General features: G+C 69.0%; 19 protein-coding genes and 1 tRNA gene. 13 read left to right on the forward strand and 7 right to left on the reverse strand.

All coding sequences use genetic code 11. From position 1 onward, the window contains the following. The first annotated feature begins 35 nt into the window (after nt 1-35). The 4 genes from OZ671_RS03350 (at nt 36) to OZ671_RS03365 (ending at nt 3,811) form a co-directional block, all read left to right on the forward strand. Complete coding sequence (locus OZ671_RS03350; protein ID WP_268859411.1) at nt 36-1,142, forward strand: M48 family metallopeptidase; 1,107 nt, start codon at nt 36-38, stop codon at nt 1,140-1,142. A gap of 50 nt (nt 1,143-1,192) precedes the next feature. Then, on the forward strand, nt 1,193-1,969 hold the full coding sequence (locus tag OZ671_RS03355) for a DUF1499 domain-containing protein (protein ID WP_268859412.1): 777 nt from the start codon (nt 1,193-1,195) through the stop codon (nt 1,967-1,969). A gap of 25 nt (nt 1,970-1,994) precedes the next feature. Beyond that, nucleotides 1,995-3,140 (forward strand): M20 family metallopeptidase, encoded by a 1,146-nt coding sequence (locus OZ671_RS03360; RefSeq protein ID WP_268859413.1) that lies wholly within the window; start codon nt 1,995-1,997, stop codon nt 3,138-3,140. An 89-nt stretch (nt 3,141-3,229) separates the two neighbouring features. After that, nucleotides 3,230-3,811: a cytochrome b gene (locus OZ671_RS03365; RefSeq protein WP_268859414.1), complete on the forward strand. Its 582-nt coding sequence runs from the start codon at nt 3,230-3,232 to the stop codon at nt 3,809-3,811. 123 nt (nt 3,812-3,934) lie between these two features. Here OZ671_RS03365 and OZ671_RS03370 read toward each other — a convergent pair whose 3' ends face one another. Continuing rightward, on the reverse strand, nt 3,935-4,408 hold the full coding sequence (locus tag OZ671_RS03370; protein ID WP_268859415.1) for a hypothetical protein: 474 nt from the start codon (nt 4,406-4,408) through the stop codon (nt 3,935-3,937). A gap of 75 nt (nt 4,409-4,483) precedes the next feature. Here OZ671_RS03370 and OZ671_RS03375 point away from each other — a divergent pair, with 75 nt between their 5' ends. Next, nucleotides 4,484-4,933, forward strand: a complete 450-nt coding sequence (locus OZ671_RS03375) for a MarR family winged helix-turn-helix transcriptional regulator (RefSeq protein WP_268859416.1) — start codon at nt 4,484-4,486, stop codon at nt 4,931-4,933. Nucleotides 4,934-4,951: 18 nt separating this feature from the next. Here the strand turns inward: OZ671_RS03375 and OZ671_RS03380 are convergent, their stop codons facing one another. After that, a complete protein-coding gene (locus OZ671_RS03380) occupies nt 4,952-5,698 on the reverse strand; it encodes a hypothetical protein (RefSeq protein WP_268859417.1) in 747 nt (248 codons plus the stop codon). 135 nt (nt 5,699-5,833) lie between these two features. Then, nucleotides 5,834-5,910 (reverse strand) — tRNA-Pro (locus OZ671_RS03385). Between the two features lie 110 nt (nt 5,911-6,020). Here OZ671_RS03385 and OZ671_RS03390 point away from each other — a divergent pair. Then, a complete protein-coding gene (locus OZ671_RS03390; protein ID WP_268859418.1) occupies nt 6,021-6,866 on the forward strand; it encodes a patatin-like phospholipase family protein in 846 nt (281 codons plus the stop codon). Here OZ671_RS03390 and OZ671_RS03395 read toward each other — a convergent pair whose 3' ends face one another. Continuing rightward, complete coding sequence (locus OZ671_RS03395) at nt 6,867-7,577, reverse strand: HAD family hydrolase (RefSeq protein ID WP_268859419.1); 711 nt, start codon at nt 7,575-7,577, stop codon at nt 6,867-6,869. Nucleotides 7,578-7,903: 326 nt separating this feature from the next. Here OZ671_RS03395 and thrC point away from each other — a divergent pair, with 326 nt between their 5' ends. The 6 genes from thrC to OZ671_RS03425 all read left to right on the forward strand — a co-directional run bounded on the left by thrC (nt 7,904) and on the right by OZ671_RS03425 (nt 17,244). Continuing rightward, on the forward strand, nt 7,904-9,310 hold the full coding sequence (gene thrC / locus OZ671_RS03400) for a threonine synthase (protein WP_268859420.1): 1,407 nt from the start codon (nt 7,904-7,906) through the stop codon (nt 9,308-9,310). A gap of 118 nt (nt 9,311-9,428) precedes the next feature. Further along, nucleotides 9,429-10,373, forward strand: a complete 945-nt coding sequence (locus tag OZ671_RS03405; protein ID WP_268859421.1) for an AraC family transcriptional regulator — start codon at nt 9,429-9,431, stop codon at nt 10,371-10,373. A 250-nt stretch (nt 10,374-10,623) separates the two neighbouring features. Then, the gene (locus OZ671_RS03410) at nt 10,624-11,331 is read left to right on the forward strand and encodes a LysE family translocator (protein WP_268859422.1); all 708 of its coding nucleotides are present in this window, start codon (nt 10,624-10,626) and stop codon (nt 11,329-11,331) included. A 19-nt stretch (nt 11,332-11,350) separates the two neighbouring features. Next, the gene (locus tag OZ671_RS03415) at nt 11,351-14,155 is read left to right on the forward strand and encodes an autotransporter serine protease (protein ID WP_268859423.1); all 2,805 of its coding nucleotides are present in this window, start codon (nt 11,351-11,353) and stop codon (nt 14,153-14,155) included. Nucleotides 14,156-14,201: 46 nt separating this feature from the next. Next, nucleotides 14,202-14,990 carry a SapC family protein gene (locus OZ671_RS03420; RefSeq protein ID WP_268859424.1) on the forward strand — a complete coding sequence of 263 codons (789 nt, stop codon included), beginning with the start codon at nt 14,202-14,204 and terminating at the stop codon, nt 14,988-14,990. A gap of 160 nt (nt 14,991-15,150) precedes the next feature. Then, nucleotides 15,151-17,244: a TonB-dependent receptor gene (locus tag OZ671_RS03425; RefSeq protein WP_268859425.1), complete on the forward strand. Its 2,094-nt coding sequence runs from the start codon at nt 15,151-15,153 to the stop codon at nt 17,242-17,244. A gap of 16 nt (nt 17,245-17,260) precedes the next feature. Here the strand turns inward: OZ671_RS03425 and OZ671_RS03430 are convergent, their stop codons facing one another. Beyond that, the gene (locus OZ671_RS03430) at nt 17,261-17,962 is read right to left on the reverse strand and encodes a DUF4336 domain-containing protein (protein WP_268859426.1); all 702 of its coding nucleotides are present in this window, start codon (nt 17,960-17,962) and stop codon (nt 17,261-17,263) included. 75 nt (nt 17,963-18,037) lie between these two features. Between OZ671_RS03430 and OZ671_RS03435 the strand changes: the two genes are divergently transcribed. Continuing rightward, on the forward strand, nt 18,038-18,610 hold the full coding sequence (locus OZ671_RS03435; protein ID WP_268859528.1) for a TetR/AcrR family transcriptional regulator: 573 nt from the start codon (nt 18,038-18,040) through the stop codon (nt 18,608-18,610). 363 nt (nt 18,611-18,973) lie between these two features. Here the strand turns inward: OZ671_RS03435 and OZ671_RS03440 are convergent, their stop codons facing one another. Together OZ671_RS03440 and OZ671_RS03445 are read right to left on the reverse strand one after the other, a co-directional pair. Beyond that, nucleotides 18,974-20,059, reverse strand: a complete 1,086-nt coding sequence (locus tag OZ671_RS03440; protein ID WP_268859427.1) for a TRAP transporter substrate-binding protein — start codon at nt 20,057-20,059, stop codon at nt 18,974-18,976. 79 nt (nt 20,060-20,138) lie between these two features. Then, on the reverse strand, nt 20,139-21,590 hold the full coding sequence (locus OZ671_RS03445; RefSeq protein ID WP_268859428.1) for a TRAP transporter large permease: 1,452 nt from the start codon (nt 21,588-21,590) through the stop codon (nt 20,139-20,141). Nucleotides 21,591-21,622: the final 32 nt, after the last annotated feature.

Raw genomic sequence — 21,622 nt, forward strand, 5'->3', positions numbered from 1 at the left:
CCGCCGCCCGCGCGATCCACAGGGAGCCGTGAGCCATGCCCAGCGTCGCCGCGACCTATTATGACGGGGTGACGGCGAAGCGGAACGCCGTCCAGGTGTCGCTGCATCCCGAAGGCCTCGCGATCTTCGCCGCGAGCGGCCGGCCGATCGCCATCTGGCCCTATCAGGAGATCCGCCGGATCGAGGGCTTCGCCGGCGCCGGCCTCGCCGTGACGCTGCTGAAGGTGCCCGGCTCCTCGGCCGAACCGCAGCTCGAAATCCCCGATCCGGTCTTCGCTTCCGATCTTGCGGCCCGCGCGCCGCTGACCCTCACCAAGGGCGTCAGCGCACGGCGCGAGCGGCGCGCTGTCGTGTTCTGGGCGCTCGCGGCCATCGTCTCCCTCATCGGCCTCGCCTTCTACGGCCTGCCGGCGATCGCGGGCCGGCTCGCGCCGCTGGTGCCGGCCGCAGCGGAGATCCGGCTCGGCGCCGCAATGGATCCGGAGATCCGCAGGACCTTCGGCCGGTCGAGCCCCCTGCGCACCTGCGTCGCGCCGGAGGGCCAGCGGGTGCTGAACGAGCTCGTCGGCCGCTTCGAACAGGCCGCCAGCCTGCATGTGCCGTTGAAGGTGGTGGTGGTCGACGGCCCGCTGGTCAATGCCTTCGCGCTGCCCGGCGGCTATGTCTACCTGTTCAACGGCCTGCTGCAGAAGGCACGCGGCCCAGACGAGGCCGCCGGCGTCCTGGCCCACGAGATCGGCCATGTGAAGCTGCGCCACGGGCTGCGCTCGGTGATCCAGGCCGGCGGGCTCGGCTTCCTGCTCGGCACGGTATTCGGCGACTTCGCCGGCGGCACCGCCATCATCCTGGCGTCGCGCTCGCTGATCCAGAGCGCCTTCTCGCGCGATTCCGAGCGCCAGGCCGACGCCTTCGCCATCGACCTGATGCTGAAGGCCGGCGGCGACCCGATGGGCCTTGCCCGCTTCTTCACCGATGCCGCGGTCGCCGACCCCGGCGGCTTTGCCTGGATCTCCAGCCACCCGGCCAATGCCGAACGCGAGCAGGCGATCCGCAACGCGCTGAAGGACGCCGCCGCCCGCAGGCCGGCCCTGACGCCGGAACAATGGACAGCCCTGCGCGCGATCTGCCAGAAGACTGAGTGAGCAGTCTGCCCTCACGCGGATCAAACCCTGCGGGTCACGGACCGATCAGCATGCGCCGCCGTGCCTTTGTCGAACCCACCTCGCGCCTTGCCGTCTGGAGCCTGCGTTTCGCCCTGGTCGGGCTTGCCGTCTCGGCGGTCGCGGTCGCGGCCGCCCGCTCCGACTGGCTCGATGGCGGCCAGGCCGTGGTGGCGATCAGCGCCGGCCTGGCCATTGCCGCCATCGGCGTCGCCGCGGCCCTCACCGCCGGCGCGACGATCTGGGTCTCCGGCTATCGCGGCGCCCGCTATGCCGTGCTCGCCGGCCTGATCGGCTGCGCCATGCTGGCCTATCCGGCGGCGCTCGGCTTCACGGGCCTGCGCCAGCAGTCGATCAACGACGTGACCACCGACACGAGCGACCCGCCGGCCTTCGACATCGTCGCGGCCGCGCGACCGCCAGGCGCCAACCCTGCCGCCTATGACCGCGCCCGCGCGCCGCTGCAGCGCCAGCTCTATCCGGAAATCCGCTCGCTGGATGTCGATCTCGCGCCCGACGACGTGAACGAGCTGCTCAGCGACCTGATCGACACGCACAAGTGGCGTGTCCTCGATCAGGTGGACTATCGCGGCGCGGCGCGCGACGGCCGCATCGAAATGGTCACGCGCTCGCTGATCCTCGGCCTGCGCGACGACATCGTCATCCGCGTGCGCACGGTCAACGGCCGCGCCCGCATCGACATGCGCTCGGCCGCCCGCTACGGCAGCCAGGACTTTGGAGCCAATGCGCGCCGCGTCATCGCGGCGCTCGATGACCTGCGCCTCGCCGCCCGGCGGGCCCAACGCTAGAGACGACGAAAGGCTGGGACTTCCCATGACGCTCAAGGCCGCATCCATGCCCCTCAACGAGGACGAGATCATCGAGGGGATCAGGCGCTGGGTGGTCGCCGAAAGCCCGAGCCACGACGCCGGCGGCGTCGAGGCCGTGCTCGACGAGGTGGAGAAGGATTTCGAAGGCCTGCCCGTCACCATCGACCGGCGCCCGGGCACCGGCGGCTATGGCGGCATCCTGAAGGTCGCGACGGCGGAGCCGTCGAACGAGCCGTCGATCCTGGTGCTCAGCCATGTCGACACGGTCCACCCCAAGGGCACGCTGACCGGCCGCCTGCCGTTCCACCGCGACGGCGACAAGCTCTACGGACCCGGTCTCTACGACATGAAGGGCGGTGCCTATCTGGCGGTCGCCGGCTATCGGGCGCTGGTGCGCGCCGGCGTCGCGCCGGCCCGGCCGGTCACCTTCCTGTTCACGCCCGACGAGGAGGTCGGCAGCCCGACCTCGCGCGCCGCGATCGAGGAGGAGGCGCGCAAGGCCGCCTATGTCCTGGTGACCGAACCGGCGCGCGACGGCGGCCGCATCGTCACCGCGCGCAAGGGCGTGGCGCGCTTCACGCTGGCCACCCATGGCCGCCCCGCCCATGCCGGGGCCCGCCACGAGGACGGCCGCAGCGCCATCCGCGAAATGGCCCACCAGATCCTCGCCGTGGAGGGCATGACGGACTATGCCCGCGCCATCACCACCACGGTCGGCCTGGTCAAGGGCGGCACCGCCGCCAATGTCACGCCGGAAAACTGCACGGCGGAGATCGACCTGCGCGTGCCCGATCCCGAGACCGGCGCTGAAATGGTCGCCCGCATTCTCGGCCTCCAGCCGGTGACGCCCGATGTGACCGTGCATGTCGAGGGCGGCATCAACCGGCCGCCCTATCCGAAAACCGCGCCGATCGAGAGCATGCTGGCGCGCGCGCAGGGCGTTGCCCGCGCCATCGGCTTCAACCTGCAGGACTGCCCGATGACCGGCGGCGGCTCGGACGGCAACTTCACTGCGGCGCTCGGCGTTCCGACCCTGGACGGCCTCGGCATCGATGGCGCCGGTGCCCATACGCTGCACGAGCACGGCCTCGTCTCCTCGATCGTGCCGCGCGCGCGGCTGCTGGCCGGCCTGATGGAGACGCTGCGCTGAGGATGGCCCCCTCACGGTCTGTTGACTCCCGGTTGATCGGCCGGTCCGGCTAAGACGCCGCGATCGCCACGGACCGGGAGGACGCGCGCTTGCACCCGCACTATCGCCGGAACATCTTCGACGACAGGCAGGGCTATGGCGTCGTCAGCCGCGCCCTGCACTGGCTGATGGCAGGGCTGTTCGCCTGGCAGTTCGCCGGCGCGCTCGTCCATCTGCTGGCGCCGCAGAGCGGTGCGCGCCAGCTGTTCTGGCCGACCCATACGACCGTCGGCTTCAGCCTGCTGCTGCTGGTGCTGCTGCGCGGCGCCTGGGGCCTTGCCAATGCCCGCCGCCGGCAGCAGCAGGCTTCGCGCCGCCTCGGCCGCGCCGCCCTCGTCGGCCATCTCGCCATCTATGCCCTGATGGTCACCGTGCCGGTGCTGGCGCTGGTCCGGACCTATGGCGGCGGTCGCGCCTTCAGCTATTTCGGCCTGACCATCTTCAGCGCGACCGGCAACCGCGTGCCCGAGCTCATGGCGCCGGGCAATGCCCTGCACGGACCGCTCGGCTGGACCCTGTTCGCACTGATCCTCGGCCATGTCGCCATGTCCTTCGTCCACCGCTTCGCCTGGAAGGAGGACGTGATCGGGCCGATGACGCGCGGCCGCCGCCAGGCTCTCGCGGAAGGCTGAGACGGCCTCGGCCGGAGACGAGGCGCGACGGCGGCGCCGGATCGAGGCGGGCTTCGGTGCCGTCCGCACGGATGAGTCTCGTCCCCGAACGAGGCGCCGCGAAAGACGCGGCCTCGGTCTCCGTCAACCGGGCGTTTCGCGCCCGGCGAACCCGAAACGGCGCTTCATGCGCAGGCCGTCGCGGATGTTGAGGCCGAGCAGTGCGAGATTGATGCCGCCCGCGACGATCTCGACGACCTGCACGGCATAGAAGAGCGCATCGAGCCGGAGCGCGGCCGCCTGCCAGGCGAGGAACAGCGCGCTCGGCACCAGCACGAGAAGGCCGTTGGCGCCGATGACCCGCATGCGGCCCATCTTCACCGCGGCCACCCCCCTGGGCCGCCGGCCCGCCAGCGCGAGGCCGCTGGCCCCGGCGAGCGCCATGGCGAGCACCAGGAGCGGCAGGCGCCAGGCGATCCAGAGCTTGGCCGCAACGGTCTCCGCGGCCGTGCCGAACAGTTCGGCACGGACGGTGCCGGCAAGGAAACGGGCGACCAGCGCGAAGGCAGCGAGCCCTGCAACGATGTGGACGATGCGCAGCAATGGCCTGAGGCTCATGGCGCGACCTCTTGCGATCGGTGGCGGAACGCAAGATAGATAGCACGCGATCCAATTATATAGCAAGCTATTTAAATGACCCTCGACCGCTCCCGCTCCGCCGGCTACCTGACCAACTGGGCAGCCCGCCTGTTCGCCCGCGCCATCGACCGACGCCTGAAGCCGATGGGCATTTCGTCCGGGCAGTTGCCGGTGTTCTTCGCGCTCGGCGACAACCGGGCGCTGTCGCAGAAGGCCCTGACGGAAGCCGCCGCCATCGAGCAGCCGACCATGGCTGCGACCCTGTCACGCATGGAACGCGACGGCCTCGTCGACAGGCGCCCGGATCCGAAGGATGGACGGAGCACCCTCGTCTCCCTGACGCCGGCAGGGCTGGCGAAGATGGGCGAGGTGCGCGCGGCCGTCGAGGCCGTCAATGCTGGCGCGCTCGCCAGCCTCGACCCGACCGAACGCGAGGCTTATCTGAAGGCGCTCGCGACGATCATCGGCGCGCTCGGCGCCATGGTCGATGGCGACGAGAGGTAGCTGCTGCCTCCGGCGCCGTCACCCGAACCGCAGCCCCCAGGCGAACAGCTCCAGGCCGAGCCGCCCGGCGACACGCCGCGAGCTGCGGTTGTCGAACGCCGTGCTGTAGAACAGGGCCTTGCCGGCGAGATCGGGATGCCCCGCCCAATGCGCCGCCGCCGCCGCCGCAAGCCCGCGCGAGCGCCATGGCGGAAAGGTGTGGACGCCGATCTCGGCCCCAGCCCGGCCGAGCCGGGCGGCGAAGGCGAGCGAAGCGATGGTTCCATCAACCAGCATGGCGCACCAGGGCGCCCAGAAATCGGCGAGGCCGACGAAGCCCGCGGCAACGAGATGCGGCGGCAGGCCCTGGCGGCGCAGCCTTTCGACGAGCGCATCGCCGGCATCCGTGCCGCTCGCGACGACCTCGAAAGGACCTGACGGAGCGCATTGCCGGGGTAGATGATGGATGAGCACCCGCTCGACGTCACATCGGCCCCGCCCGGCAGCGAGCAGGGCCCGCATGGCCGGCAAAGCCGCGGGCGCCTCATCGGGGTCACGCCAGGCCGGAAACCGGCCGACGCAACCGGCCAGATGGCGCGCCAGGTCGTCGGCGAGCGTCACGTGACGATGCAGGCCTTGCCGGAGGCCGGTCGAGGTGACGAATGCCAGCGGCCCGGCCGATTCGTCGGGATCGTTCTCCCTGACGATACGCCCCTCGTCGTCGAGCACGAACAAGGTCGCCGCATGAACGGCCATGAGATCGTCGCCAGAGAGCTGTTCGGCCATCGCGCGCCCGGCATCCGGTTGAAAAGCCTTGCCGCCTGCAGGCGAATTCCACCCAGTCCAGCCGGCCAGACGAAAAAGGGCGGCCCGAAGGCCGCCCGTTTCGTTCGCGCCAGCCGAAAACCCGAAAGCTTTCGCTGGTCGGAGTGGCAGGATTTGAACCTGCGACCCCCACGTCCCGAACGTGGTGCGCTACCAGACTGCGCTACACTCCGCCTCGCGAACAGGCCGCGTGTATAGCGATGCCCGATGAGGGACGCAACCCCATCTTGCGCGCTTCGTTCAACTCTCGACGCATGGCCGGTCGCTCCGCTAAATCTCGGCCATGAACGCCACCCGTTTCGACGCGATCGCCTTCGCCGGCGGCGGCAACCGCTGCTACTGGCAGGGCGGCTTCTGGGAAGCCTTTTCGGCGATCCACCCGCAGAGCCCCGCCATGGTGGTGGGGGTCTCGGCCGGCGCATTCCAGGCCTGTTTCTCGCTGATCGGCCAGGGCGCCAGGGTGCGGGGCATCGTCATCGAGGCCTGTGCGGCCATCGACAAGGAGCTGAAATGGGGCGAGCTCGCGCGTGGCCGCTCGCCCTTCATCGTCGGCGGGCTCTATCGCGACCTGCTCGCCGAGATTTTCGGCACGCTGGAACTTGCAGCGCTGAGGGCCGCGCCGGAAATCCTCATCCAGGTCACCCACCCGCCCCGCTTCATGCCGCCGATCATCGCGGCCTATGCCGCCATCGGCGCCTATCAGGTGGAAAAGGCGCTGAACGGCGCGGCCTATTCGAAGGCCGGCCGCCATGTCGGCCTGAAACCGGCCTGGGTGTCGACACATCAGGTCGAGACGCCGGAAGAGCTGGTCGCCGCACTGATGGGCACCGCCTCCGTGCCGCCCTTCATGCCGATCGGGCGGGTCGGCGGCCGGCCGGCGCTCGACGGCGGCCTCGTCGACAATCCGCCTGTGGAAAAGATCGCGGCGGTCGAGGCGGCGGGCGGGCAGACGCTGGTCCTGACCACGCGGGCCGGCAAGCCGCTGCCCGGCGCGCCGGGGCGCACCGTGGTGCGGCCGAGCGTACCGATCGTCACCAGCCGCTTCGCGGTGACCGATGCGGCAGCCATCCGGGCAGCCTATGAGCTCGGCCTTCGCGACGGCGAGGCTTTCGCTGCGACCCTTGGCTGATCAGGCCGCCGCGCGGCGGCCGAGCCAGGCCTCCAGATCCATGATCGAGCCGAGCACGATATCGGCCTGTTCGGCAAAGCCTTCGGGGACGAGCGGACCCGAGGTGACGCCGATGGCGACGATGCCGGCCGCCCGCGCCGCATGCATGTCGTGCAGACTGTCGCCGACGAGCGCAACCTCCTCGGGCCGCAGCTCGAAGGCCTTGAGGAAAGCGGTGATCTGGCCCGGCGCAGGCTTGCGGCCATGGCCGGAGTCCCAGCCGACCACATAGTCGAAATGGTGGTCGATGTTCAGCGCCCGGGTCTGCCGCCGCGCGCCGTTCTCCGAATCGTTGGTGACGACGCCGAGCCTGTAGCCCTGCGCCTTGAGCGCGGCCATGACGCCGGCCGGGTCACCGATCGGCACCAGCGCGGCAACGCCCTCCTCGCCGAACAGCCGGTCCATCTCGTCGGTCACCGCGACCGAATAGGGCACGCCGATCGCCTCGGCCCAGAGCGGGCCGTAATCGGCGGAGGAACCGGCGACAAGCGGCGAGGTCGGCAGGAAGCGCTGCGCGGCCTCGTCGTAAAGGCTCACCGCCATCAGCCGCTCGACCTTGGTCCGGTCGCCGCCAGCCATGCGCTGCATGACGCGAAAAGCCGCCGGGCCCCACGTCTTGTCGAAATCGACGAAGGTCCCGTCCTTGTCGAACAGAATGGCGCGCAGGGTCATCGGCGGTCTCGCAATGCGATCGGATGCGTCGGGGATCGCAGCCCCTATTCGACCCCTGTGACAGACCTAAGACATCCGGTCCAGTGGGAGCAAATTCGACAGTCCCATGCCGGACGGCTCCAGGCGCGGGCGCGCACGTCCAGTTCAAAGCCCGACAAAACGGCAGGATATGCCCGGTGGTCCATTGCCGGCATTGGCGCGTGCGCCCGGCATCGGTGGCCGGCGAGCCCGGCCGCGGACCATCGGCAACGATGCCGCGCGGTTACGCACTTGCCAGGGCCGCCTTGCGGGTTTAACCCGCCGGTCACCGACGGAGCCTTGAGGCCATGCGCTATATCTCGACCCGGGGCGAGGCCCCGATCCTGACCTTCTCGGATGCCCTGCTCGCGGGCCTTGCGCGCGACGGCGGCCTCTACCTGCCCGAGACCTGGCCGGCCTTCTCCCGGCAAGCGATCGCGGCGCTGTCGGGACAGTCCTACCAGGCGATCGCGCAGGCCGTCCTGACGCCCTTCGTCGACGCGGCGATCAGCGCGGACGCGCTCGCCCGCATGATCGACGAGGCCTATGCGACCTTCCGCCATCCGGCGGTGACGCCGCTCGTCCAGACCGGCTCGTCCGAATGGGTGCTGGAACTGTTCCACGGCCCGACCCTTGCCTTCAAGGACTGCGCCATGCAGCTCCTCGGCCGGCTGATGGACCATGTGCTGAAGGCCCGGGGCGAGCGCGCGACCATCGTCGGCGCGACCTCCGGCGACACCGGCGGAGCCGCGATCGAAGCCTTCAAGGGCCTCGACCAGGTCGACGTCGTCATCCTCTTCCCCGACGGGCGCGTCTCCGACGTGCAGCGGCGGATGATGACGACGGTCGACGCCCCGAACGTCCATGCGGTGGCGATCGAGGGCACGTTCGACGACTGCCAGGCGATCGTGAAGGGCATGTTCAACAACCACCGCTTCCGCGACGCGGTGAAGCTGTCGGGCGTCAATTCGATCAACTGGGCCCGCATCGTCGCCCAGGTCGTCTATTATTTCGCTGCCGGCTCGGCGCTCGGCGCGCCGCACCGCGCCGCCCGCTATGTCGTGCCGACGGGCAATTTCGGCGACGTCTTCGCCGGCTATGTCGCCAAGCGCCTCGGCCTGCCGGTCAGCGAGTTCGTCGTGGCGACCAATGTCAACGACATCCTGGAGCGTACCATCCGCACCGGCCGCTACGAGGTGACCGGCGTCGTCGCCACCTCCTCGCCCTCGATGGATATCCAGGTCTCGTCCAATTTCGAGCGCCTGCTGTTCGACGCCCATGGCCGGGACGCCGCGGCGGTGCGCCGGCTCATGGCCGGCCTGGCCCAGTCGCGCAGCTTCGAGATCGGCGCCGAAGCGATCGCGGCGATCCGGTCGGAATTCTCCGCCGCGCGCGCGGACGAGGCCGAGGTGGCCGGAACCATTCGCCACGTGCTCGCGACGAGCGGCTATCTCATCGATCCGCATACGGCGGTGGCCGTGGCGGCGGCGCGCAAGACCGCGCACGACCCGGCCGTGCCGACCGTGGTGCTGTCGACCGCCCATCCCGCCAAGTTCCCCGATGCGGTGGAAGCCGCGGCCGGTCAGCGCCCGGCCCTGCCGGCCTGGCTCGGCAATCTGATGGAGCGGCAGGAGCAGATGACGCATCTGCCGGCCGAGCAGGCCGCGGTGGAGAATTTCGTGCTGGCCCATAGCCGCGCCGCCGGCCGGCCCTGATCGCGCCCCGTCCGCGCCCGCGGACGGGTGCTGCATTCTGCCGCTGGTCATTGTCTGCAAAAATGCGGATAATTTGCCGTAATGGCACGCCTTGGTCCGGGCGTGCCCGGACGGCCCGATGCTCAGTTTCTCGACCGACGATATCGCTCCCGAGCACCGCTTCGAGCAATGGCGCGAAGTGCGTGGCAAGAGCCTGTTCGGAGTGACGATCGACCTCCCGTTCGAACGCCGGCTGCTGTTTCGCGGGGCCTTCCGGGCTCATATGGTGGGCGGCGCGGTGGCCTCCGAGATGAAGGCCTCGGCCTATCGGGTCAGCCGGACCGGGCGCGACATCGCACGCGTTGCCGGAGACAGCCTGTGCCTGTCGCTGCAGGTGAAGGGAGGCGGCTGGCTCGATACCGGCCGCGGCGGCCTGGACGCCGTTCGCCCCGGCGACATGGCGATCTGCCATTCGGATCTGCCCTATGCGGGCGGCCCGGACAGCGACAGCGATTTCCACTTCCTGATGCTGAAGATCCCGCTGACCGACGAGATCACCCTCGGCCGTCGGGCCGATGACCTGTTCGCCGCCAGACCGATGGAGAGCATGCGGTTCATGGGCCCGTTCCGCGCGCTGTTCGATGCCCTCGTCTCGCCCGACATCCCGCTCGTCGATCCCGCGGAGGACGTCACCCATGCCGCGAGGCTGGCGCTGGCCGCACGCGGCCGGCTCCGGCCGAACCAGCCGGAAGTACGCGCGGCCTTCAGGGCGGGCCTCTATTACCGCGCGCTCGCGATCATGGCGCGCGACAAGCTCCAGCCGGAGCTCTCCCCCGCTGCGGTGGCCGGCGAACTCGGGATCTCGCTGCGGCAGCTCCACATCCTGTTCGAGCGCACCGGCCGTTCCTTCGCCAGGACCCTGGCGGCGCTCAGGATCGAGATGGCCCACAAGCTGCTCGTCGAGATGCCCTCGCTGTCGGTCACCCAGATCGCCTTCGCCTGCGGCTTCGACAGCCTCGCCACCTTCTACCGGGTCTTCGGCAGCACATACGGCACGACGCCCGGCAATATCCGCCCGTCCTGATGATGCATATTGCCGAACCCCCGGGCCGGCCGGCGGGGCGAATTGCCGTTGTGCGGTTGCGCATCGCGATCTCCGTCGCGGCGGGGCGCTTGGCCACAACAGGCCGTTAACCCCGGCCCGCATCCCACCGCGGAACCCCGTCGAAATACGACAGGTGCCGTACAGCCTCATCGCTGGCCGCTGCCTATGGTTCCGGCCGCGGCGCTGACGACCCCTCACGCGACGCAATCGCCAAGCCAGGGAGGCCGCCATGGCGTCGCCGGAGCCATGGATCGTCTTCATCGTGGCGACAGTCACGTTCGCCTGCATGCCCGGGCCGGCGATCCTCTACATGACCGCGCAGACCCTGGCGCATGGCCGCCGGGCCGGCCTCCTGTCTGCACTCGGCGTCCATATCGGCTGCTATGCCCATATCGTCGCGGCCTCGATCGGGCTCGCCTCGCTGATCGCCAGTGCGCCGCGGGTCTATGCCGCCATCCGCTTAGCCGGCGCCGCCTATCTGATCTGGCTCGGCGTCATGATGGTGCTCGGCCAATGCCGACCCGACATCGGGCGCGCCGCGCCGCAGGCGACCACGTTGCGCGACAGCATCACCGTGGAAGTGCTCAATCCCAAGACGGCGCTGTTCTTCCTGACCTTCCTGCCGCAATTCGTCGAGACCGGCGCGGCCATGCCGGTCTGGGCGCAGTTCCTGATCCTCGGCCTCGTCGTCAATATCGCCTTTTCCGCGATGGACCTCGTCGCCGTCGGCTGCGCCGCGCTGATCCGCGACCGCCTCCAGTCGGGGCCGGCCCTGCGGATCGTCCCGAATGTCTGCGGCGCGATCCTGATCGGCCTCGGCATCGCGCTTGCCGCCGCCCAGGACGCGCCGTCCGGAGCCGGGACCGCCGGCCGGCCCACGTCGGCCGGCCTCAAGATCAAGCTCGAAAGAGAAGGCGCAGCCCATGCTCCGTCTTGATTTTGCGGATTCGCCCCCCTTGCCCGGAAGGCATCTCGTCGACATCGCATGGGTCGGCCGCAGGCTGTTCGCCTTGCTGTTTCTTGCTGGTGTGCTCTGCCAGCCAGCCGCAGCACAAACCCGGCCCGAGGACTATGAAACAGCCGAGTTCTGGCGATCCTGGGGCCTGCCCCTGATCGACGCGCAATATGCCTACATGCTGGGAGTCGACGGCAGCGGCGTGCGGGTCGGCGTCGTGGATTCAGGCATAGCGCCCGATATCCGCGAACTGCGCGGGCAGGTCGCCGGTGGATACGACTATGTCGTCGGATCGCCTCACCTGACCGATCCCGGTGGCCACGGCACCGGCGTCGCCTCGATCATTGCCGGACGGCGCGACGGCATCGGCATCCACGGCGTTGCCCCCGGCGCGCAAATCGTCGGCGCACGCATCCTCGACGATCTGGGCCGGATAGCCTTCGATAGTCCGATCGTCGGCAGGGCCTGGTCCGATCTGATGGATCGCGGTGTCCGCATCCTCAACAACAGCTGGGGTGCACGCCTGCCAGAAGGCGATATCACACTCTACACGGCCGACGATATCAGAACCGGCATGCCGAACCACCTGGCCGCCGCGCGCCAGGCCGTCGGGCGCGGCGCGCTGATGATCTTCATCACCCACAATGCGGGACTGAACCAGCCCAATATCGAATCCGGCCTGCCCCGGCTGTTTCCGGAACTGGAGCGCGGCTGGCTGGCGGTCACGGCCGTCGATCTCGATGGTTCTCTGGCCAGCTATGCCAATGCCTGCGGCGTCGCGAAGACCTGGTGCCTCGCCGCCCCCGGCGGAGACGTCTACGGCCTCGAGGTCGCGCGACCGGACGGCAGCTATGCCCTGGCGGTCGGCACGTCGTTTGCCGCCCCGCATGTCGCCGGCACCGCGGCGCTGGTCTGGCAGATGTTCCCCTATATGACGACGGACCAGGTGCGGCAGGTCCTGCTCGGCACCGCCACCGATATCGGCCCTCCAGGCGTGGACGACATTTACGGCTACGGCCTGTTGAGCGCCGGCCGGGCGGTGCGAGGCCCGGGCCGGTTCGACTGGGGCGATTTCCACGTCGTCCAGCCCGGCGGCACGAGCAACTGGCTCAACGACATCGTCGGCGCGGGCGGCCTGATCAAATCCGGCGCAGGCACGCTCGTCCTCTATGGCGACAGCACCTATCGCGGCGCGACCCGCGTCGACGGCGGCATATTGGCGATCCAGGGCAGCATCGCCTCGCCCCTGCGCATCGACCCCGGCGGCACGGTCGCCGGCACCGGCATCATCCACGGCGAGGTCGACAATGCCGGCGCGATCATTCCCGGTATCACCAGCCGGCGGGGCGTCTTGACCCTCGACGGACCCTATCGCCAGCGTCCGGGCGCGGCGCTTGTAGCGAGCATCGATCCCATCGGCCTGCGCAACAGCCTCGCCGTGACCGGCACCGCAACGCTCGAAGGAGGCACGGTGACCGCGGACTTTCTGCCCGGCCTCTACCGTCACGACGTGACGGGCACGGTGCTGACCGCGCGTGCCGTGATCGGCCGGTTCGACGGCGGCGGCGGGCCGGAGGCCGCCTTCCTGAAACCCGAGCTCAGCTATCGCGGCGACGCCGTCGACCTGATCGTCCGGCGCCTCCCCTTCGACGACCGTCGCGTCGCCAATACGGACAACCAGCGCGCGGTCGGCGCCGCGCTGGAGCGTGGCCTCGACCGTTTCGACGGCGGCATGCTGCAGGCCGCCGCCGCCCTGCAAAGATCATCCACGCCCATGGCCCGCGCCGGGCTCACCGCAATGACCGGCGAGGTCCATGCCACGGCCAGGACGGTGCTGATCGAGGACGGCCGCTTCGTGCGCGATGCGGCGAGCGAGCGGCTGCGCGCGGCCTTCGGCGACGCCGGCGCCTCCACCGCCGCGGTCATGGCCTATGAGCCGGGCGGCATCGCGCCAGCGCCGGCAACGACCGGCCGCTTCGCCCTCTGGTCGCAGGGCTTCGGCGCCTGGGGCTCGACACGAAGCGACGGCAATGCCGCACGGCTCTCCCGCTCGACTGGCGGCTTCCTGATCGGCGCCGACGGGGCAGTGTTCGACAGCTGGCGGCTCGGCCTCATGGCCGGCTACAGCCGCACCAGCTTCAATATCCGCGACCGGGCATCGTCGGGCGCGAGCGACAATTATCATCTCGGCCTCTATGGCGGCACGCGCCTCGCCGTCGCTGGCGGCAGCCTTGGCCTGCGCGCCGGCCTCGCCCAGACCTGGCACGCCATCGAGACCATCCGCATGGTCGTCCTCCCCGGCATGGCCGACCGGCCCAGGGCACGCTACAGCGCCACGACCTTCCAGGCCTTTGGCGATCTCGGCTATCGCATCGAGGCTGGCCCTGCGGCCTTCGAGCCCTTCGCCAACCTCGCCTATGTCCGGCTCGGCACCGACGGCTTCGGCGAGTGGGGTGCCCCGGGCGCCCTCCATGGCGCCGGCCGGGCGACCGATACCACCTTGACGACGCTGGGCCTGCGCGCCTCCGGCAGCTTCAGCCTCGCCGGCATGCCCGCGACGGTACGCGGCACCCTCGGCTGGCGCCACGCGCTCGGAACCACCGTCCCGCTCTCGGCCCATGCCTTCTCGACGGGCGAAGCCTTCTCGGTCGCGGGCGTGCCGATCGCACGGGACGCGGCTGTCGTCGAAGCCGGCCTCGACATGGCCGTCGCGCGCGCCGCGACGCTCGGTCTTTCCTATTCCGGGCAGATCGCCGGCACCGCGCAACAGCACGGCTTCAAGGCAAGCCTCAATGTCCGATTCTGACCAGACCCATCCAAGACAAACCGCCCGCCGCGGGCTTTCGAAGGCCATGACCAAAGCGCGACAGACCGAGGTCCCCCTCGCACCGCTCCCGCTGTTCTACCGGGATCCTGTTCTCATCCGTTTCGAAGAGCACCGCGACATGGGCCTTCTCGCCGAAGCCGGCTTCGGTTTCGCCAACGAGGCCATTGCCATACCGCTCTGCACGAGCGAATTCGCGATCGCCATGCGGCATTATCCGATCGTCTTCGCCCAGGACGAGCTGGCGATGCCGCTGGCGATCGTGGGCCTGAAGGAAGGGCACAATCTCTTTCTCGAACGCGACGGATCCTGGCGCGCCGGCAGCTATGTGCCGGCCTATGTCAGGCGCTACCCTTTCATCGTCATGGAGCCTCCCGACAAGACCCAGCAGCTGCTGGCGCTCGACCGTGCATCGAACCGCGTCGTCACCCGGGCCACGGCGCATGCCGGCGCGCAGCCGCTGTTCGACAGCGAGGGCAAGCCGACGTCCTTCACGCAATCGGCCATGGCCTTCTGCCACGCCTATCATGCCGATTTCCTGGCGACGGCCGCCTTCAGCCAGGCCCTCCTCGCCGCCAAGATTCTGGCGCCGAGCAATGCCGAGATGCAGTTTCCCGACGGCACCCGCCACGCGCTGAACGGCTTCCGCGTCATCGACGAGCCGGCCCTGCGCAACCTCCCCCCGCGCACGGTGAAAAGCTGGCACGTGAACGGCTGGCTCGACCTTGTCGCCCTGCAGCTCGCTTCGCGGCTGAACTGGCAGGCGCTGCTCGAGCTCGGCGGCCGTCGCAAGGCCGGCCGCAAGGCGCTCATGTAACGGCCATGAGACCGGCGATCAGGCGCCCAGGATTGCGGCGTTGCGCCTCAATTTTGGGCACGATCCGCCCAAAGCATCGTGTGAACAACCCGATCATTTTGCCTACGCCCTGGCATGATTTCTGCTGCAATGGCCGCGACGGAGACGGCGGGAGCAGGCCTTGGCGGAGGGGATCGAAAAAGCGGCGCGCGCCGGCCTGGCGGCAGGGCTGGCGCTGCTTGCGGGCACCGGGCAGGCCTTGGCGCAGTCGCCTCACATCGCCCTGCCCGAAATCGCGGTCCATGCACCGCGCGACGCGACCGGCGGCGCCGCTTCCACCGAGCTTGCCGCTCCTGTCTCCGCCTCGGAAGGCGTCGTCACCGGCCGCGAGGTCAACGACCGGCCGCTCGGCCGGCCGGGCGAAGCGCTGGAGGTCGTGCCTGGGCTGATCGTCACCCAGCACAGCGGCGAGGGCAAAGCCAATCAGTTCTTCCTGCGCGGCTTCAACCTCGACCATGGCACCGACATTGCCCTTCATCTCGACGGCATGCCGCTCAACATGCGCAGCCACGGCCACGGCCAAGGCTATGCCGACACCAACTTCCTGATCCCCGAGATGATCGGCGGCGTCTGGTACCGCAAGGGTCCCTATTTTGCCGAGGACGGCGATTTCGCCTCCGCCGGATCGGTGCGGCTCACCTATGTCGACCGGCTCGACCGCAACCTCATCCAGACGAGCATCGGCAGCTTCGGCCATTGGCGCTCGCTCGCCGCCGCGTCCCGCCCGATCGGCGAAGGCCATGTCGTCGGCGCGGCCGAAATGACCTTCTACAACGGTCCCTGGGCGCAGCCGGATGCCCTGCGCAAGTTTTCCGGGTTCCTGCGCTACAGCCAGGGCACCGACCGCGACGGCTTCGCGCTGACCGTGATGGCCTATCGCAACAGCTGGACGGCGACCGACCAGATCCCGCTGCGCGCCGTCCAGGCCGGCCTGATCAACCGCTACGGCACGCTCGATCCGACCGATGGCGGCAATGCCGGCCGCTACAGCCTTTCGGGACGCTGGAGCCGGGCGGACGAGCGGAGCGCGAGCCGCATCGAGGCCTATGCGGTCAATGCCTCGCTCAACCTCTGGAACAACTTCACCTATGCGCTCGACAATCCCGTCAATGGCGACCAGTTCCGCCAGAGCGACCAGCGCAGCCTGTTCGGCTTCAATGCCAGCCACAGCCTGTTCGGCCGGCTCGGCGCCGTGCCGGTGGAGGTCAAGGTCGGCGCCCAGGGCCGGCACGACGACATCCGTGTCGGCCTCGGCCGCACCGAGGCGCGCCAGCCGCTCTGGACGGTGCGCGACGACCGGATACGCGAGACGAGCCTTGCAGCCTTCGTCGAGACGACCCAGCGCTGGACGCCCTGGCTGCGCACCACGGTCGGGCTGCGCAGCGACTGGTACACAGCCTCCGTCGCCAGCGACATCGCCGCCAATTCGGGATCGACGACCGCCGCCATCACCAGTCCGAAATTCGGCCTGGTGCTCGGTCCCTTCGCACGGACCGAACTGTTCTTCAATGCAGGCCACGGCTTCCACTCGAACGATGCCCGCGGCACGACGATCCGGATCGACCCGAACGACCGTACGACCCCGGTCGACCGGGTGCCGCTGCTGGTCAAATCGAAAGGCGCCGAAATCGGCCTGCGCAGCCGGCCGGTGGACGGCCTGGAAACGACGCTCGCCCTCTTCGTGCTCGACTTTGCCTCCGAGAACCTGTTCGTCGGCGATGCCGGCACCACCGAGCCGAGCCGGCCGAGCCGGCGCGTCGGCTTGGAATGGACGGCGCAGTGGCGCCCTGCGCCCTGGCTGGCGCTCGATGCCGACATTGCCTATACGCGGGCGCGCTTCACCGATGCCGATCCGGCCGGTCGCCATGTGCCGGGCGCGCCGACGCTCGTTGCCAGCGCCGGCGTCACGCTCGGCGCGGCGACCGGCTGGTTCGGCGGCCTGCGCCTGCGCTATTTCGGACCCCGGCCGCTGGTCGAGGACAACAGCGCGCGCTCGCCGGTGGCCGCCCTCGTCAATGCCCGGGTCGGCTACCGTTTCGACAATGGCATCCGCGTTCAGCTCGACGCGCTCAACCTGTTCAATACGGCGGCGAGCCAGATCGACTATTTCTATACGTCGCGCCTGCCCGGCGAAGCCGCGACCGGCGTCGCCGACCGGCACTTCCACCCGGCCGAGCCGCGCGCCTTCCGGCTGACCTTGGCGGGCCAGTTCTGAAGCCCCGGCATCACGATCAGGCCCGCAACCAGCGGAACGCATCGGCGATGACGATTCGGGCGCCCTCGGTCACCGGCTCGCCATGAGCCATGACGAGCCGTTCGGCAGGCCAGGCGAGGACGGCGTCCAGCGCCGCCCGGGCGGCACGCCTGTCGGCAAAGGCCAGGCGAAACTTGCGCGGCACGGCCGGCACGGCTCCCTCCATCAGGTCCAGACGCGCGACGACGGCGCGCCAGCCGCCGAACCAGCCGCGCCGGAAATGCTGGATGAGGTCGGTGAACAGCGCCGTGCGGCTCTCGCGGTGAAAGAAGACGATTTCGGTCGCGATGAGGTTGCCGCGCATGACCACGGCATCGATCTCGCCGGCCCAGGCGGCGACCGGCGCGTCGCCCAGATCCTCGTCGAACCGGATGTCCGCACGCTTCCGCCGCAGGCCGGGCGGCGCGTAGACGCGGGCGCCGGGCCAGGCGGCCTGCCAGTCGCCGAGGAAGACGTGGTGCAACACATTGGGCGGAACCAGATGACGCACCTCCCCCAGGGCGGCAACGGCCGCGCGCAGGTCGTCCGAAAGGGCTGTCGGCGACCAGACGAACAGGTCGCCACTGTTGAGCCGGATGACCGCCATGCGCGTCGGATAATGGAACCCGCCGGCGGCGGTGACGGTCGGACCGCGGGCGATCCAGATCTCGGGGCCGAACGCGGTGAGCGTGGTGGCCATGTGCGACGGGCTCCCGGCCTTCCGCCTGATCGCGCAAATATTTACGCATGTGTAAATTTATACTACTGTATAAAAATGCCAAGCCCGAAGCGGACGGATCGATCTCGCCTGCTCATCCTCGAGGCCGCCGACGCTGCGTTTCGTGCGCAGGGTTTTGCCGCGACATCGATGGAGGACATCGCACGGCGCGCCGGCCTGGCGCGCAAGACGCTCTACAATCTCTTCAGCACGAAGGAGGAGATCGCCCTGACGCTCATCGCCCGCGTCGAGGCCGGCGACGCGGCCTATCGCAGCCGCATGGCGGCGAACGAGGATGTGTTCGTCCTCATCGAGCAGGTTCTCATCGACAGCGCCGGCTGGTGCCTTGCCAATCCCTCGCTCGCGCGTCTCGCGCTCGCGCCCGCCGAACGGCCTTCGCTCGCGCCGCCCGCGGACCGGCCCTCGTTTCAGGGGCTCGTCAGGGACCTGCTGCGGCTCGGCCAGCGCCAAGGCCGCATCCGCAAGGACGAGAACGCCGATTTCATGGCGCTCGTCCTGCTCGCCGTCTACGGCCAGGCCATGCTGACCGCGCTGTCGACGGCCACGATCAGCGCGGCTGACATCCGCCACATCGTGCGGATCGTCGTCGAGGGGATCGGGCAGCGATAGCCGTGCGGCCGAGCTTGATGCCGGCCGGCGACCCAAGAGTTGCGCGCCGCCGCGCATTGCGTCGTAAGCACGACGCGACGCGACCGGTCAGCATGCATGGCCTCGACCGCAACGATCGCGCTATCCGCTTTGTGGAGCAATGGATCCGGTTCACCGCCGGGCGATTCGCCGGGCCGCGTTTCGATGACCATTGCCCCACCGGCAAGGTCGCAGCCGGGAATGGCGTCAGGTGTCGCGCACGCGCATTTCCCCGGGCGTCGACGACGGCGGCAAGGTCTTCCAAAAGCATGGCCCTGCATCGCGCCGACGACCGATCGGAGCACCCGACCGGTCGTTCATCGCGCGAAAATGAGACCGGTCGTCTCAGCTGCGGTTGCGGCTCCTGATCATGAAATTGTCGAAGCCGTATTCCGCGACCTGGAACCACAGCACGGCATCGTTGCGGAAGGCGCGGATGCTGCCATAGAGCTTCTTGAACTCGGCATTGGTGGAGCCGATTTCGTCATAGAGTTCGTTGGCGGCCTTGAAGGCGGCCTCCATGATATCGCGGCTGAAGGGCCGAAGCTGCGCTCCTGCGGCGACGAGACGCTTCAATGCCGCCGCGTTGCGGGCATCGTATTTGGCCTGGACGTCGATATTGGTGTGCGCCGCCGCTGACAGGACGGCGGCCTTGTAGAGCTTCGGCAGGCTGCTCCATTTCTCCTGGTTGATGAAGACGTGGAACATGGGCCCGCCCTCCCACCAGCCCGGATAATAGTAGTAGGGCGCGACCTTGTTGAAGCCGAGCTTTTCGTCGTCATAGGGACCGACCCATTCGGCGGCGTCGATCGTGCCGCGCTCGAGCGCTGGGTAGATGTCGCCGCCGGCGATCTGCTGCGGTACCGCGCCGAGCTTCATCATCACCTGGCCGGCAAGGCCGGCGATGCGGAATTTGAGGCCCTTGAGATCGTTCAGCGTGTTGACCTCCTTGCGGAACCAGCCGCCCATCTGGGTGCCCGTGTTGCCGGCCGGCAGGGCGAAGAGATTGTGCTTGGCGAAAAACTGGTTGCAGAGGTCGATGCCGCCCCCGTGATAGAGCCAGGCGTTCATCTGCCGCGCATTCAGCATGAAGGGGATGGCGCAGGGAATGGCGAAGGTCGGGTCCTTGCCGACATGGTAGTAGCCGCCGGTATGGGCGCATTCGATCGTGCCGTTGGCGACCGCGTCGAGCGCCTGGAAGGTTCCAACGATCTCGCCGGCGGCGAAGGTTTGGATCTGGAACTTCCCGTCGGTGAGTTCCGCCACCAGCCGGGCGAAGGTCTCGCTCGCGCCGTAGAGCGTATCGAGGGACTTGGGAAAACCCGAAGTGAGCCTCCAGCGGATGTCTCCGGCCTGCTGGGCCAGGGCCGGTGCCGCCACCGAGCCGGCGAGGCCGGCCGCCGACGCAGCGAGGAAATGACGTCGTTCCATGCTTCTCTCCCTCTTGATGAAGTTCTGATGGCGGGCGGGCTGGACCGGCGCCGAGCCGGGCCGCGTCCGGCCGAGGCGCTCACGGCGTGGCCGGGCGGCTTGCCGGCGGGGTCCGGGGCAGGTCGGGCAGGTCGCCGTCGTCCGCATCGGGCTGGACCAGCGTCTCGAGGGTGCGCTGGACAGCGGCCGGATCGGCCCTGGTCTCGTCCCCGATCCAATAGGTCACCGACCCTGGCCACGCGATCACGATGAAGACGAGCAGCACCTGCAGGCCGATCCAGGGAAGCGAGCCCCAGTAGATGTCGGAGCTCTTCACCTCCTTCGGCGCGACACCGCGCAGGTAGAACAGCGCGAAGCCGAAGGGCGGGTGCATGAAGCTGGTCTGCATGTTCACGCAGAGCAGCACGCCGAACCAGATGAGGTTGATGTCCAAAGTCTTGGCCACCGGCACCAGCAGCGGCAGGACGATGAAGGCGATCTCGAAGAAGTCGAGGAAGAAGGCCAGGAAGAAGACGAAAAGATTGACGGCGAGCAGGAAGCCGATGCGGCCGCCGGGGAAGTCGGCGAGCATGTGCTCGATCCACTTGGCGCCGTCGACGCCCTGGAACACCAGGCTGAACACCGTCGCCCCGATCAGGATGAAGATGACCATGGCGGTGATGCGCATGGTGGCGTCCATACCGCCCCACAGCAGCGGCCAGGAGAGCCGCCGATGCAGCGCCGCCAGCGCGATCGCACCGACGGCCCCCATGGCGCCGGCTTCCGTCGGCGTGGCGAGACCGAGGAAGATCGTGCCGAGAACGAGGAAGATCAGGACGATCGACGGCACCATGCCCCACAGCACCTTGGCGATCAGCGCCCAGCCACGCAGCGTGCGCGCCTCGGGCGGCAAGGGCGGCATCTTGTGCGGCTGGAAGATCGCGACGGCCGCGATGAACAGCAGGAACAGGACGACCTGCAGCACGGAGGGGCCGATCGCGCCGAGATACATGTCGCCGACCGAGACACCGAGCTGGTCGGCAAGGATGACGAGGACCAGCGAGGGCGGAATGAGCTGGGTGATCGTCCCCGATGCGGCGATCGCCCCGGTGGCAATACGCATGTCGTAGCCGTATTTCATCATGACCGGCAGCGAGATCATGCCCATGGCGATGACGGAGGCGGCGACGGTCCCTGTGATGGCGCCCAGGATGGCGCCGACGATGATCACGGCATAGGCGAGGCCGCCGGGAATGGAGCCGAAGAGCTGGCCGGTGCCGTCGAGGAGGTCCTCGGCGAGGCCCGATTTCTCGAGGACCACGCCCATGAACGTGAAGAACGGAATCGCCAGCAGCAGCTCGTTCGACATGATGCCGAAAATCCGGAACGGCAGGGCCTGCAGGAACGGCATGGTGAAATGGCCGAGCTCGATGGCGATGACGCCGAAGAACAGGCCGAGCGCGGCCAATGAGAAGGCGACCGGGAAACCGACGAGCATGAAGAGGATCAGCCCGGCGAACATCGCAGGCGCAGTGAAGCCGTAGGCAAGCATGGCTCGCTCCCTGAAGTGTCGAAGAGGAGGCG

It is taken from the genome of Phreatobacter sp. AB_2022a (genome assembly GCF_026847585.1).
Classification (GTDB): Bacteria; Pseudomonadota; Alphaproteobacteria; order Rhizobiales; family Phreatobacteraceae; genus Phreatobacter.